At 66.6% G+C, this 13072-nt stretch carries 13 protein-coding genes, 2 tRNA genes and 1 pseudogene; 10 read left to right on the top strand and 6 right to left on the bottom strand.

The window, feature by feature from the left end:
• Positions 1 to 200 precede the first annotated feature (200 nt).
• Together ACWPN8_RS09635 and ACWPN8_RS09630 are read left to right on the top strand one after the other, a co-directional pair.
• Positions 201 to 380 carry a hypothetical protein gene (locus ACWPN8_RS09635; RefSeq protein WP_098739756.1) on the top strand — a complete coding sequence of 60 codons (180 nt, stop codon included), beginning with the start codon at positions 201 to 203 and terminating at the stop codon, positions 378 to 380.
• 69 nt (positions 381 to 449) lie between these two features.
• The gene (locus ACWPN8_RS09630) at positions 450 to 692 is read left to right on the top strand and encodes a hypothetical protein (RefSeq protein ID WP_492240631.1); all 243 of its coding nucleotides are present in this window, start codon (positions 450 to 452) and stop codon (positions 690 to 692) included.
• Between the two features lie 35 nt (positions 693 to 727).
• Here ACWPN8_RS09630 and ACWPN8_RS09625 read toward each other — a convergent pair whose 3' ends face one another.
• From ACWPN8_RS09625 to ACWPN8_RS09615, 3 genes are all read right to left on the bottom strand, one after another.
• Positions 728 to 979 carry a hypothetical protein gene (locus ACWPN8_RS09625; RefSeq protein WP_109446383.1) on the bottom strand — a complete coding sequence of 84 codons (252 nt, stop codon included), beginning with the start codon at positions 977 to 979 and terminating at the stop codon, positions 728 to 730.
• Between the two features lie 263 nt (positions 980 to 1242).
• Positions 1243 to 1318, bottom strand: a tRNA-Asn gene (locus ACWPN8_RS09620).
• A 231-nt stretch (positions 1319 to 1549) separates the two neighbouring features.
• Positions 1550 to 1623, bottom strand: a tRNA-Cys gene (locus ACWPN8_RS09615).
• Between the two features lie 306 nt (positions 1624 to 1929).
• Here ACWPN8_RS09615 and ACWPN8_RS09610 point away from each other — a divergent pair.
• From ACWPN8_RS09610 to ACWPN8_RS09590, 5 genes and pseudogenes are all read left to right on the top strand, one after another.
• Positions 1930 to 2586 (top strand): protein-L-isoaspartate O-methyltransferase family protein, encoded by a 657-nt coding sequence (locus ACWPN8_RS09610; protein WP_492240630.1) that lies wholly within the window; start codon positions 1930 to 1932, stop codon positions 2584 to 2586.
• A gap of 102 nt (positions 2587 to 2688) precedes the next feature.
• Positions 2689 to 3015, top strand: a complete 327-nt coding sequence (locus ACWPN8_RS09605) for a rhodanese-like domain-containing protein (RefSeq protein ID WP_492240629.1) — start codon at positions 2689 to 2691, stop codon at positions 3013 to 3015.
• Between the two features lie 2 nt (positions 3016 to 3017).
• Positions 3018 to 4421 carry a TolC family outer membrane protein gene (locus ACWPN8_RS09600; RefSeq protein WP_109446377.1) on the top strand — a complete coding sequence of 468 codons (1404 nt, stop codon included), beginning with the start codon at positions 3018 to 3020 and terminating at the stop codon, positions 4419 to 4421.
• Between the two features lie 96 nt (positions 4422 to 4517).
• Positions 4518 to 5210 carry a DUF2497 domain-containing protein gene (locus ACWPN8_RS09595; protein WP_109446375.1) on the top strand — a complete coding sequence of 231 codons (693 nt, stop codon included), beginning with the start codon at positions 4518 to 4520 and terminating at the stop codon, positions 5208 to 5210.
• 66 nt (positions 5211 to 5276) lie between these two features.
• A pseudogene (locus ACWPN8_RS09590) lies at positions 5277 to 7926 on the top strand (valine--tRNA ligase).
• A 47-nt stretch (positions 7927 to 7973) separates the two neighbouring features.
• On the opposite strand, the gene ACWPN8_RS09585 reads toward ACWPN8_RS09590, so the two are convergent.
• From ACWPN8_RS09585 to purM, 3 genes are all read right to left on the bottom strand, one after another.
• The gene (locus ACWPN8_RS09585; RefSeq protein WP_109051686.1) at positions 7974 to 8117 is read right to left on the bottom strand and encodes an aa3-type cytochrome c oxidase subunit IV; all 144 of its coding nucleotides are present in this window, start codon (positions 8115 to 8117) and stop codon (positions 7974 to 7976) included.
• A 124-nt stretch (positions 8118 to 8241) separates the two neighbouring features.
• Positions 8242 to 8895: a phosphoribosylglycinamide formyltransferase gene (gene purN, locus ACWPN8_RS09580; protein WP_109446371.1), complete on the bottom strand. Its 654-nt coding sequence runs from the start codon at positions 8893 to 8895 to the stop codon at positions 8242 to 8244.
• 22 nt (positions 8896 to 8917) lie between these two features.
• Positions 8918 to 9979: a phosphoribosylformylglycinamidine cyclo-ligase gene (purM, locus tag ACWPN8_RS09575; protein ID WP_492240628.1), complete on the bottom strand. Its 1062-nt coding sequence runs from the start codon at positions 9977 to 9979 to the stop codon at positions 8918 to 8920.
• A 97-nt stretch (positions 9980 to 10076) separates the two neighbouring features.
• Between purM and ACWPN8_RS09570 the strand changes: the two genes are divergently transcribed.
• The 3 genes from ACWPN8_RS09570 to ACWPN8_RS09560 are packed head-to-tail and all read left to right on the top strand — an operon-like array spanning position 10077 to position 13068.
• Positions 10077 to 11447, top strand: a complete 1371-nt coding sequence (locus ACWPN8_RS09570) for a DUF2066 domain-containing protein (RefSeq protein WP_492240627.1) — start codon at positions 10077 to 10079, stop codon at positions 11445 to 11447.
• Complete coding sequence (locus tag ACWPN8_RS09565) at positions 11444 to 12004, top strand: CDP-alcohol phosphatidyltransferase family protein (protein ID WP_109446365.1); 561 nt, start codon at positions 11444 to 11446, stop codon at positions 12002 to 12004. Before ACWPN8_RS09570 ends, ACWPN8_RS09565 begins: the two co-directional genes overlap by 4 nt.
• Positions 12001 to 13068 carry an AI-2E family transporter gene (locus tag ACWPN8_RS09560; protein ID WP_492240626.1) on the top strand — a complete coding sequence of 356 codons (1068 nt, stop codon included), beginning with the start codon at positions 12001 to 12003 and terminating at the stop codon, positions 13066 to 13068. Before ACWPN8_RS09565 ends, ACWPN8_RS09560 begins: the two co-directional genes overlap by 4 nt.
• Positions 13069 to 13072 lie beyond the last annotated feature (4 nt).

Here is a 13072-nt window from a genome sequence, read left to right as displayed (position 1 = left end):
CCAAGGGCACCCCCGGCGCCGCGCGGCCCTGTCCGTCGCGACTCGGGTGACACAAGCATGACATTGCGTTCGAGTCGCGGCTCATCAAGCCGTCATCGCACGGTCGTCCACCACAAGCGCGACCATGGTGATGGAAACATACCGCCGTCGGTCGCTGTTGTCTTGTCCGGGTCCCGCAATCAACGGGGAAAGGAGACAACATGCCCATCGAAAGCGAACAGGAGCTGGAACAGGCCGTCCAGGAGTTCCAGCGCCTGAGCGATGCACCGGAGGGGTCCGAGGAGGGACGCCGCCGCAGCGTTCTGGACGCGGACATCAAGTCGTACTACGCCAGATGCGCAGACACGATGCGGCCTGCCAAGCCGCCCTCCACCGGCTGACGGAGGGCGAAGCGGGCCCGAATGGCCGACCGACCTGAAGCCGGCCATCATTAAGGAGAGCGGTCCGCGATGAAGCAACTCGACACCTGCTACACCTGCCGCTTCTGGGAGGGGCAGGGGCTCCGCCAGCGCGGGCCGAAGGGAACCTGCCGGCGCTATCCGCCGGTGGTGACCCCGCGAAGTCCGGAAGGCGACTTCCCGATCACCCTGTCCACCGACTGGTGCGGGGAATGGAAGCGGGTGGCGGTTGCCGCGGTGGGGGGCGACCCATCGGAGTCCGACGACAGCATCTATGACGATCTGGTGGAGTAGGGCGCCTCGATGACCGGTGCCTTGCTCCCGAGCGTTCAGCGCGGATTTGGCGGGATCACCAGAACCGGGGTGTTCTCGTAGGCCTGCGGATTGCGGTCGGCGGCAGGCCCGGTCCAATCGGCGCTGAAAGCCAGCAGGGCGACCAGCACGGCAACCAGGAACAGCAGCATTGCCGTGACGCAGTCAATTGTCCGGACCGGACGCTCGTCGGATTCCGACGAGCGGTTGCCGGTGCTGCCGACCGGAGGGGCGGTGCGGAAATGTTCGGATTGGAATGGCAGAAGCACGGCGGTCCTCCATCGGCTGGAGACGCCCGGCCCAAGGCTCGGCCCGGATTGTTATCAAGTCTAACCCTGTGCAGACGCGCGCGGCATTTCGCTTCCGGCAGGGCAGGATCGTCTTTTGGGACTAGTTCATGCCGTGGCGGGGCACCGTCAGTCCTAGCCCAACTGCTTTAAACCGAATTCGGTTACTTAAGGGCCACAGTCAAGCTGCAAGAGTGTAGAAAGACAAAAAGGCCGGATGCGTGTGGCATCCGGCCTTTTCGATCTGGCTCCCGGTGCTGGACTCGAACCAGCGACAAGCGGATTAACAGTCCGCTGCTCTACCAACTGAGCTAACCGGGATCGGTGACTGACCTTTCGGCCGCCGCCGTTGTTGGCGTGGCGGGTGTATAGCCGAACCATTCGGACCTGCCAAGCCAATTCCGACAGAAAAGTGAATTTTCTTTCGGCGGCGGGCAAAGGGGTGGCCGACGGCCATTCTGCAAAGGAAAACAAGGCCCAAACGCAAAAAGCCCCGCTGGGAGCGGGGCTGCGTTCGACTGTTCCGGTCGTAATCTATACTGCTGTCAGGTATGGAGGCACGGGCGGGAATCGAACCCACGTACACGGATTTGCAGTCCGCTGCATCACCACTCTGCCACCGCGCCATCCTGACCGGCACCGGCGCGCCGTTTCCGGTGCGCCCTCGGTGTGGAGCGGTGGTATAGCGGCCTGGAACGGAGCGGTCAAGGCGAATGGTGACGATTTTTGAACATCGTCGATCGGACCGGCATGACCGCTCCTTAGTCGACGTCCCGGCCTGCCGTTTTCCCGGCCTTCGGCAAAGCCCGCCCGCCTATCGCTCGTGACGTTGTGTTCGCCAAGCCTTTGCGGCTATATACCGCCATGGCAGAAAGCCGTTCGCTGTGCGGCTTGGTGCCGGTGTCGTCACAACACATCAATAAGCGACCGCCATGACCGATTTCGCCGCCGCACGCTATTTCATGGTCGAGGGACGAATCCGCCCCAACAAGGTGACGGATCAACGTCTCGTCGATGTCCTGTCTGAGCTTCCGCGCGAAGCCTTCGTTCCTTCGTCGGCGCGCGGCGTCGCTTATGTCGACGACGATCTCCCCATCGGCAAGGGCCGCTTCCTGCTGGAACCGATGGTCTTCGCCCGTATGCTGCAGGCTGCTGCCGTGCAGGAAACCGACCGCGTGCTCGACGTCGGGGCCGCAGGCGGCTATTCCACCGCGGTGCTGGGGCGGCTCGCCTCGTCGGTGGTCGGCCTGGATTGCGACGAAGAGCTGACCGCGGCCGCGGCCGCGGCGCTGGCCGGGCAGGGGATCGCCAATGCCAAGACCGTCACCGGTCCGCTGGCGGAGGGGTACGCCCAAAACGCCCCTTACGACGTGATCGTCCTCGAGGGTACCGTTCCGGAGGTGCCGGCTTCGCTGACCGACCAGCTGGCGGAAGGCGGGCGTCTGGTCGCCATCGTCCAGGGCAAGGGCAGCGTCGGCGAGGTCCGGCTGTTCCAGCGCACCGCCGGCGTGGTGTCCAGCCGCATCCTGTTCGAGGCCCAGCCGCATGCCCTGCCGGGCTTTGAAAAGAAGGCCTCCTTCGTGTTCTGACCGGATTCGCCGGTTGGAGTGGTCTTGAACTGAACCGTGCAGTTTACCTCTGCGCGGTTCTGCGCTACCGTCGCCGTCGCCCTTGCACGAAAGTGAGCAACCATGGCCGCACCGTTTGAGATCGAGGTGGAAGAACTGGACCGCCGCCGCCAGGCCGGCGACGAACCGGTCGTCCTCGACGTGCGCGAACCGTGGGAGTTTGCGCTGTGCGCCATCGACGGCAGCCTGCACATCCCGATGAACGGGCTTCCCGGTCGGGTGGACGAGCTGCCGAAGGACCGCGATGTCGTCGTCGTGTGTCACCACGGTGGCCGCAGCGCGCAGGTCACCATGTGGCTGCGTTCCAGGGGCTTCGACCGCGCCATCAACCTGGATGGCGGTGTCGATGCCTGGGCGCGCCGAATCGACCCGAACATGAAGGTCTACTGAACATGACCGTGCGAAGCCGTTTTGCGCGCCGCTGGCTGCTGGCTACGGCCCTGACCCTGACCGCTACGATGGGCACAGCAGTGACCGGCGGTGGTACGGCCCAGGCCCAGTCCCTCGAACAGGCCCTCGCCCAGGCCTATGCCAACAACCCGACGATCGGCGCCCAGCGCGCCCGCCTGCGCGCCGTCGACGAAGGCGTGCCCCAGGCGCTGTCCGGCTACCGTCCGACCGCCCGCGTGACCGCCGGCATCTCCCGCTCGATGGGCGAGAGCAAGTTCGACGGCGGTTCGACCGGCTCGGAAGCCAACGCCAAGAGCGTCGGCGTCACCGCCACCCAGCCGATCTACGACGCCACCGTCGCCCCGGCCGTCCGCCGCGCCGAGCGGCTGGTCGAGGCGCAGCGCGCCACCCTGATCGCCTCGGAACAGTCGGTTCTGCTGGCCGCCGCCCAGGCCTATCTGGACATCGTCCAGAACCAGGCCATCCTGCAGTTGCAGACAAACAACGAGCAGGTGCTGCGCCGCCAGCTGGACGCCGCCCGTGACCGCTTCCGCGTCGGTGAATACACCCGCACCGACGTCAGCCAGTCCGAGTCGCGCCTGTCGGCCGCCATCGCCTCCAAGATTTCGGCCGAAGGCACGCTGCGCGCCTCCCGCGCCACCTACGAACGTCTGGTCGGCGCCGCTCCCGGCGAGCTGAAGGCGCCGAAGCCAGCCTTCCGCCTGCCGAAGAACCTGGACGAGCTGGTCGAGCTTGCCCGTGCCAACAACCCGAACGTCCTGTCCGCCTCCTACACCGAGGCGGCGCAGCGCGAGGCGGTGGACCAGCAGTACGGCCGCCTGCTGCCGTCGGTTAATCTCTCGGCCAGCGGCACCCGCACATACGATCCGGGCCGCTCTTCCGGCATCGACCTGAACCGCTCCGACAGTGCGCAGGTCACCGCCCAGGTGACCATCCCGCTCTATCAGGCCGGCCAGCCGGAAGCCCTGGTCCGCGAGGCCAAGCAGACCGCCAACCAGGCCCGCCTGCAGATCGAGGAGTCCCGCCGCCAGGTGACCGAATCGGCGGTCAGCGCCTGGCAGGCCCTGCAGACGGCCCGCGCCAGCATCGAGTCCTACTCGGCGCAGATCAAGGCGGCCCAGATCGCCCTGGAAGGCGTCCGTCAGGAGGCGCAGGTCGGCTCGCGCACCGTGCTCGACGTGCTGAACCAGGAACAGGAACTGCTGAACGCCCGCGTCTTCCTTGTCCGTGCCCAGCACGACGAAATGGTCGCGGCCTTCAATGTACTGGCATCCAGCGGACAGTTGACGGCGGACCGGCTGAACCTGCCGGTTCAGAAATACGACCCGACCGCGAATTACGACAAGACGCGGGGCAAGTGGTTCGGAACTTCGGTGACCGAATGAATGCAGCGGCCCGCGAAAGCGGGCCGTTTTTGTATTATGGCTTTTTTGCCAGCCCTGCCCTAGGTTTGGGGCAGGTTGACGTCTCGGGTTGCCAAGATGAGCGATAAGGGCCAGCAAGAACCTTCGATGGAGGAAATCCTCGCCTCCATCAGGCGGATCATTTCCGAGGACGGCGAGCCTGCCAAATCGGAAACTCAGGCGCCTTCGCCGCCTCCACCTCCGCCGCCCCCTCCGCCGCCGCCCCCGCCACCCCCGATGGTGGAGGAGGACGACGACGTTCTGGAACTGACCCAGATGGTGGAGGATGAACCGGACGAGCGGCCCGACTTCGGCCAGCCCGATCCCGACCCCTGGCCGGAGGAACCGGCCTTTCCGGAGCCGTCACCTCCCCCTCCGCCCTCGCCGCGCTGGGAAGAGCCGGAGCCCGAACCGATGCCGCCGCCGCGTCCTGCCGCCCGGCGGCCGATGCCGGCCTTCGACGATTTCGAGGATGACGAGCCGCCGCCCCCGCCGCGTCCGCGCCGCCGCGCGGTCGATCCGGATGCCGGGCTGATCTCCCGCCGGACGGCGGAGGATGCCTCGCACCACCTGACCCATCTGGCGCGCGAGTTGGGCGACGACCTGTCCATCGGCCCGATGCCCATCGGCATCCGCACGGTGGAAGAGGTGGTGCGCGAACTGCTGAAGCCGCTGTTGAAGGAGTGGCTGGACGAGAATCTGCCGACGGTGGTCGAGCGGCTGGTCCAGCAGGAGATCGACCGCATGATCCGGCGGTCACAGAAGTTCTGATCCTGTCTTTCCGAGACCCGCTTTTTTGAGCCCTGGTTGAGACGTTTCTAGCGAAAGTTCGTGGTGATGTTGGAAAAGACGTACCGGCCCGCCGAGGTCGAGGAGAAGCACTACCGCCTGTGGGAGGAGTCTGGCGCCTTTGCCGCCCAGCCGCAGGGGAACGGCAAGCCCTACACCATCATGATGCCGCCGCCGAACGTCACCGGCAGCCTGCACATGGGCCATGCGCTGACCTTCACCATCCAGGACGTGCTGACCCGCTACAACCGCATGCGCGGCCGCGACGCCCTGTGGCAGCCCGGCACCGACCATGCAGGCATCGCCACCCAGATGGTGGTCGAGCGCAATCTGGCGAAGGACGGCAAGACCCGCCACGATTTCGGCCGTGATGCCTTCATCGACAAGGTTTGGGAGTGGAAGGCCGAATCGGGCGGGACCATCACCCGCCAGCTGCGCCGCCTGGGTGCCTCGCCCGACTGGCCGCGCGAACGCTTCACCATGGACGAGGGGCTGAGCCGCGCCGTCCGCAAGGTGTTCGTCGAACTGCACCGCCAGGGCCTGATCTACAAGGACAAGCGGCTGGTCAACTGGGACCCGAAGCTGCACACCGCCATCTCCGACCTCGAGGTCGAGCAGAAGGAGATCAAGGGCAACCTCTGGCACTTCCGCTACCCCATCGACGGGGAAGAGGGCCGCTTCATCGTGGTCGCCACCACCCGTCCGGAAACCATGCTGGGCGACACCGGCGTGGCGGTGCATCCGGAGGATGAGCGCTACAAGGACCTGATCGGCAAGATGGTCCGCCTGCCGCTGGTCGGCCGCCTGATCCCCATCGTCGGCGACGAGTATGCCGATCCGGAGACCGGTTCGGGTGCCGTGAAGATCACGCCGGCCCACGACTTCAACGACTTCGAGGTCGGCAAGCGCTGTGGGCTCGAGCAGATCAACATCATGGATCGCGATGCCCGGCTGAACGACAACGTTCCCGAGGCCTATCGCGGGCTGGATCGCTACGAGGCGCGCAAAAAAATCGTCGCCGAGCTGGAAGCCCTTGAGCTTCTGGAGAAGATTGAGCCGCACACCCACATGGTCCCGCACGGCGACCGCTCCGGCGTCGCCATCGAGCCGTGGCTCACCGATCAGTGGTATGTCGATGCCGCGACCCTGGCGAAGCCCGCCATCGAGGCGGTGGAGACCGGCAAGACGGTGTTCGTGCCCAAGCAGTGGGAGAACACCTATTTCGAATGGATGCGCAACATCCAGCCCTGGTGCATCAGCCGCCAGATCTGGTGGGGCCATCAGATTCCGGCCTGGTACGGTCCGGACGGCACCTTCTTCGTCGAGGAGACCGAGGAGGAGGCGCGCGCTGCCGCGAAGATCCATTACGGCAGCGATGTCGAACTGACGCGCGACGCCGACGTGCTCGACACGTGGTTCTCGTCGGCGCTGTGGCCTTTCTCGACGCTCGGCTGGCCGGACCAGAACGCCGGAGCTGGACCGCTACTACCCGACCGACGTGCTGGTGACCGGCTTCGACATCATCTTCTTCTGGGTCGCCCGGATGATGATGATGGGCCTGCACTTCATGAAGGACGTGCCCTTCCGCACCGTCTACATCCACGCCCTTGTCCGTGACGAGAAGGGCCAGAAGATGTCGAAGTCGAAGGGCAACGTCATCGACCCGCTGGAGATCATCGACCAGTACGGCACCGATGCGCTGCGCTTCACCCTGTCGGCGATGGCAGCCCAAGGCCGCGACATCAAGCTGGCGGTGAACCGGGTCGAGGGCTACCGCAACTTCGCCACCAAGCTGTGGAACGCTGCCCGCTATTGCCAGATGAACGGCTGCGATCCGGTCGCCGGCTACAAGCCGGTCGGTCTGACCCAGACGGTCAACCGTTGGATCGTCGGCGCGCTGGCCGATGCGGCGAAGAAGGTTGCCGAATCGATCGACGCCTACAAGTTCAACGAGGCCGCCGGTGCCGCCTACCAGTTCACCTGGGGCACCTTCTGCGACTGGTACATGGAGTTCACCAAGCCGATCCTCGCCGGCACCGACGAAGCGGCGAAGGCGGAAACGCGGGCGACCACCGCCTGGGTGCTCGACCAGATCCTGCACATCCTGCATCCGCTGATGCCCTTCATCACCGAAGAGCTGTGGGAGCAGCTGTCGCCGGCGCGTGCCAACCGGCTGATCTCGGCTGAATGGCCGGAGTTCGCCGCCGACAGCGTCGATCCGGCGTCGCGCGACGAGATGGATTGGGTTGTGCGCCTGATCACCTCGGTCCGCTCCATGCGGTCGGAGATGAACGTCCCGCCGGCTGCGCAGATCGAGCTGAAGCTGAAGGATCCGAACGCGGTTAGCCTGAAGCGGCTGGACACCCACCGCGACCTGATCCTGCGCATGGCCCGCCTGTCGAGCGTCGAGCCGCTCCAGGGCGATGTTCCGAAGAGCAGCGTCCAGGCGGTGCTGGACGAGACGACGCTGGTTCTGCCGCTGGAAGGCATCGTCGATCTCGACAAGGAGAAGGCGCGCCTGTCCAAGGAGATCGACAAGCTGACCGGCGAGATCAAGAAGATCGACACCAAGCTGTCGAACGAGCAATTCGTGGCCAAGGCTCCGGAAGAGGTGATCGAGGAGCAGCGCGACCGCCGCGAGGCCGCCGATCAGGCCCGCGACAAGCTGCAGAAGGCGCTGGAGATGCTGGCCGGCTGATGTGTGGGGGAAGGGGGCTTGTTACAGGCCCCCTTCCCATCCGTCCGCTACAGCGTGAAGATCGCCAGCAGCACGAGCACCGCGATGACCCCGGCGATGCTGAGCTTCATGAACTTGGTGAAGGCGATCCAGGTCGCCTGATGTGAGCGGACGGTCTCCGCACTGACCGGGTTGGGACTCACGGCCGCCATATCGATCAACCCTCCAACAGTTTCTTTTGCCCGCAAATTTTGACGCGGACGCACAGAAACGCAACAGATTCCGAGTGGAACCGTCAACCATGCCGGATGGGTGGTGATCGGAAAGGACAGGGTCCTAAAGCGGCGGGTTCACCAAGGCCGCAAGGTCCGGAACCGGACCGTCGATCCGCACCAGATCGCCATCAACTCGGGCACGGCCCGCGGCGATCAGACGGACGGCATGCGGATAGAGCCTGTGTTCCGACAAAAGGACTCGGTCGGCCAGGCTGTGGCCGTCGTCGCCGGGCAGGACCGGCACCGCCGCCTGGGCGATGATCGGGCCCTCGTCCATTTCCGGACGCACGTAATGCACGGTGCAGCCATGGAAGCGGACGCCGGCGGCCAGCGCCCGCTCATGGGTGTCCAAGCCCTTGAAGGAGGGCAGCAGGGACGGGTGGATGTTGATGAGCGCGTTGTGCCATTGCCCGACGAACCAGGGCGATAGCAGGCGCATGAAGCCGGCAAGGCAGACCAGTTCGACGCCGGCCTCGCGAAGAGCGGCATCCATCGCCGCCTCGAAGGCCGGCTTGTCGCCGGGATAGCGGCGGTGGTCGACCACCGCGGTGGCGATCCCGGCGCCGGATGCACGCTCAAGGCCGAACGCTTCGGCCTTGTTGGACAGCACCAGCGCGATCTCGGCCGGGAATTCCGGCGCAGCGCAGGCGTCGATCAACGCCTGCAGATTGCTGCCGCGCCCCGAGATCAGGACGCCGAGCTTCAACTTGCTCATCAACGAATCCTTGAGGCGTCCCTTAGGCGGTCCAGGCCGCGTCCATGCCAGTGACGGTCACGCGGGCATCGCCGTCCTTCAGGGCGGTGACGGTGCCGACGGTGAAGACCGTCTCGCCGCCCTCGCGCAGGATGTCGATGGCCTCGGCCGCTTTGTCAGCCGGAACCACGACGACCATGCCGAGGCCGACGTTGAAGGTGCGCGCCATCTCGTACGGGGCGATGCCGCCGGTCTTCATCAGCCAGGAGAAGACGGGGGGCAGGGTCCAGGTCGAGGCGTCGAGAACGACACCCAGCCCGTCCGGCAGGACGCGCGGAATGTTCTCGATCAGGCCGCCGCCGGTGATGTGGGCCATGGCACGGACCGTGCCGGCGCGCACCGCCTTCAGCGTGCTCTTCACATAGATGCGGGTCGGCGTCAGCAGCGCTTCGCCCAACGTCTTCGACGCGTCCCACGGGCAGGCGGAGTTGTAGCCGAGGCCCGATTTCTCGACCAGCTTGCGCACCAGCGAATAGCCGTTGGAATGCACGCCGGTGGAGGCGAGGCCGAGAACCACGTCTCCCGCCTGCACGGCGGAACCGGTCAGGGCGTGTTGGCGTTCCACCGCACCGACGGAGAATCCGGCGAGGTCGTAATCGCCCTCGGAATACATGCCGGGCATCTCGGCGGTCTCGCCGCCGACCAGCGCGCAGCCGGCCTGACGGCAGCCTTCGGCGATGCCGGCGACGATGTCGCGGCCGGCCGCCACGTCGAGCTTGCCGGTGGCATAGTAATCCAGGAACAGCAGCGGCTCGGCGCCCTGCACCACCAGATCGTTGACGCACATGGCGACGAGATCGATGCCGACCGTGTCGTGACGGTTGGCGAGAATCGCCACCTTCAGCTTGGTGCCGACGCCGTCGGTCGTCGCGACCAGAAGCGGATCCTGGTAGCCGGCGGCGCGCAGATCGAACAGCGCGCCGAAACCGCCCAGGCCCGCGTCGGAGCCTGAACGCGCGGTGGAGCGGGCAAGCGGCTTGATCGCTTCGACAAGCGCGTTGCCCGCATCGATGTCCACACCGGCCTGCTTGTAGGCGTCGGACATGTTATAGGACTGGGTGCTGATGGTATCCTCGCTTGGGCTGAGCTATATACCGGGCCTTGGGCTCGGGCCGAACATACTCGAATCGGAAGGCTTTGCAATGCTCCACCGCCGCCGCGCGCCGCTCCTCGCCGGTCTTGCTGCCATGTCCACCGCTCTGGTCGTGACGATGACCGGGCCGGCCGGGGCGCAGACCGGTTCCCCGCCGCCGGCCGCCGCTTCCGCTGCCGCCGCTCCGTCCGCTGCAGACCCCTTCGCGGTGTCCGGCGTCCGGGTCGACATCAACGGCAGCAACCCGACCACCGTACGCGATCAGGCGATCCGCGAGGCGCAGGCCAAGGCCTGGGTGGAGCTGTACCGCCGGCTCGTTCCCGGCGGCGGCAATCCTCCGCGCCTGTCCGACGGCGAGATCGCCAAGCTGGTCCAGGGCTTCGAGATCGACGAGGAGAAGGTGTCGGCCAGCCGCTATGTCGGCGCCATCACCGTGCGGTTCCGGCCCAATGCAGTGCGCGACGCCCTCGGCCAGAGCGGCGGTGCCGCCCAGTATGTGGAGCCGCCGTCGCGGCCCTTCGTCATCCTGCCGGTGACGCTGACCGACGGGCGCACCATCCTGTGGCAGGATCGCACCCCCTGGCGCGCGGCCTGGGAGGCGCGGCAGCCCGCCGCATCGCTGGTGCCGCTGGTGGTACCGGACGGCGAGCTGTCAGATGCCCAGGCGATCAGCGGCGAGGACGCTGTCGCCGGCAACGCCGACGCGCTCGCCCGCATCGCCCAGGCCTACAAGGCGGGCGGAGTGGTGGTCGCCCGAACCGATCTTCCGGCCAACGGCCCCGATCCGGCCCGCGGCCTGACGGTTGACGTCACCCGCTACGGGGTGGACGGGACGCGCGAGAGCCAGACGGTTCAGGTCAAGGGCGGCGGAACTGCCGACGAACTGCTGAACCGCGCCGTCGCATCGGTCGGATCCCAGGTGGATGAGTCGTGGAAGCGCGAGCACACCACCGCCACCGGTCCCGAGCAGAACACCCTCGTCCGCGTGCCGCTGACCGCGGTGAACGACTGGGTGGAAACGCGCAAGCGCCTGTCCGCCGTCAATGCGGTGACCCGCAACACCCTGATGTCGATGACCCGCAGCGAGGCGCTGATCACCCTGACCTATCGCGGTGCGCCCGAGCAGCTGGCCCAGGCGCTTGCCCGCCAGGATCTGGGCTTCGCGCATGCCGCGCCTCCCGTCGCAACCCCGGTTGCCGCCGGCTATCCCGGTGCTCCGGTGCCGTCGGCTGACTGGCAATTGACGCTGCTGCCGCGCGGGTCGGGTGCCGCGTCGGCCGGTGCCGTTCCGTCCTCCGCCGCGCCGATGGCCTCCCCGACGTCGCTGGCGCCGTCGGCGCCGATGGATGCGGGTGCCGTGGGCACGATGGGCGCCCCGCCGCGCAACCTGGGAACGCTGCCGGCGAAGAGCGCACCGTGAGCGTACCCAACATCATCACCTTCCTGCGCATCGTGGCGGTTCCGGCCGCGATGTACATGATCCTCACCGGCAGGATGGAGTGGGCCTTCGCCCTCTTCGTCGCCGCGGGTCTGTCCGATGCGCTGGACGGCGCCATCGCCCGCATGTTCCGCGCGCGTACGGTGCTGGGCGGCTATCTCGATCCGCTGGCCGACAAGGCGCTGATCGTCGGGGTCTACATCGCCCTGGCCTGGGTCGGCACCATCCCCTTGTGGCTGGCGATGATGGTTGTGTTCCGCGACATCATGATCATCGGCGGCGTCATCCTGCTGTTCACGCTGAAGGAGACGCTGGCGATGCAGCCGCTCTACATCAGCAAGGTGAACACGGTGGTGCAGATCGCGCTGGCCGCCGCCGTGCTGGCGCCGCCGGCGCTGGGGCTGCCGGACATCCATCTGAATGGCTGGGAGCTGGTCGATGTGCTGGTGTATGTCTGCACGGTGACGACGGTGCTGTCCGGCGTGATGTACGCACGGCGTGGAGCCCTGCTGTTCAACCGGCTCGGCGGCGTTCCGTGACGCCGGCGAAGCAGCTCCGCTTCTGGCTGGTCGGGCTGGGGCTGTTCGTGCTGGCGCTGTGGCTGCTGGCCGACATGCTGCTTCCCTTCGTGGTCGGGCTGGCCATCGCCTATCTGCTCGACCCGGCAGTCGACCGTCTGGAGGCGGCACGGCTGCCGCGTTGGCTCGGCACCACGCTGGTGCTGCTGGGTTTCGTGCTGGTCATGGTGCTGATGGCGCTGCTCCTGTTGCCGCTGGTGCAGGGGCAGGTCTCCCACCTGCTGGAAGTGCTGCCGAACTATGCGACGCTGGCGAAGGAGCGGTTGATCCCGGCGCTGAACCGCTTCATCCACCGCCTGCCGGCCGACGATGTCGAGCGGCTTCGTGCCGCCGCCGGCAACTACGCGGGTGAATTGGCGGGGCTGGTCGGCCGCGTCGTCACCCGCATCCTGTCGGGCGGGCTGGCGCTGTTCGACATCGTCACCCTGATGTTCATCACCCCCGTCGTCGCCTTCTATATGATGCGCGACTGGGACCTGATGGTGGGGAAGGTCAATTCGTGGCTGCCGCGCCAACATGCCGAGACGGTGCGCGAGCAGGCCCGTGAGGTGAACGTCACCCTGTCAGGCTTCGTGCGCGGGCAGGCGACTGTCTGCGTCGTGCTCGGCGTCTTCTATGCGCTGGCGCTGTCGGCGGCAGGGCTGGATTTCGGACTGGTGATCGGTCTGATGGCCGGGCTCTTGTCCTTCATCCCTTATGTCGGCACCCTGTTCGGCTTCGTCGCCAGCACTGGCCTTGCCCTGCTGCAGTTCGACGAGTTCTGGCGCGTCGCCATTGTCATCGGCATCTTCCTGTTCGGGCAGGCGGTGGAAGGCAATGTCCTGACGCCGAAGCTGGTGGGCGACAAGGTCGGGCTGCATGCGGTGTGGGTGATGTTCGCCCTGCTGGCCGGCGGCAGCCTGTTCGGATTCGTCGGCGTGCTGCTGGCGGTTCCGGTCGCCGCGGTGATCGGCGTGTTGACCCGCTTCGCCTTGCGCCAGTATCTCTCGAGCCCGTACTACCGCGGCACCGACGCGGAACGCTGATGGG

The sequence above is a fragment of the Azospirillum sp. UENF 112521 genome (assembly GCF_058780665.1).
This window is presented reverse-complemented; position numbering and strand designations above follow the sequence as displayed.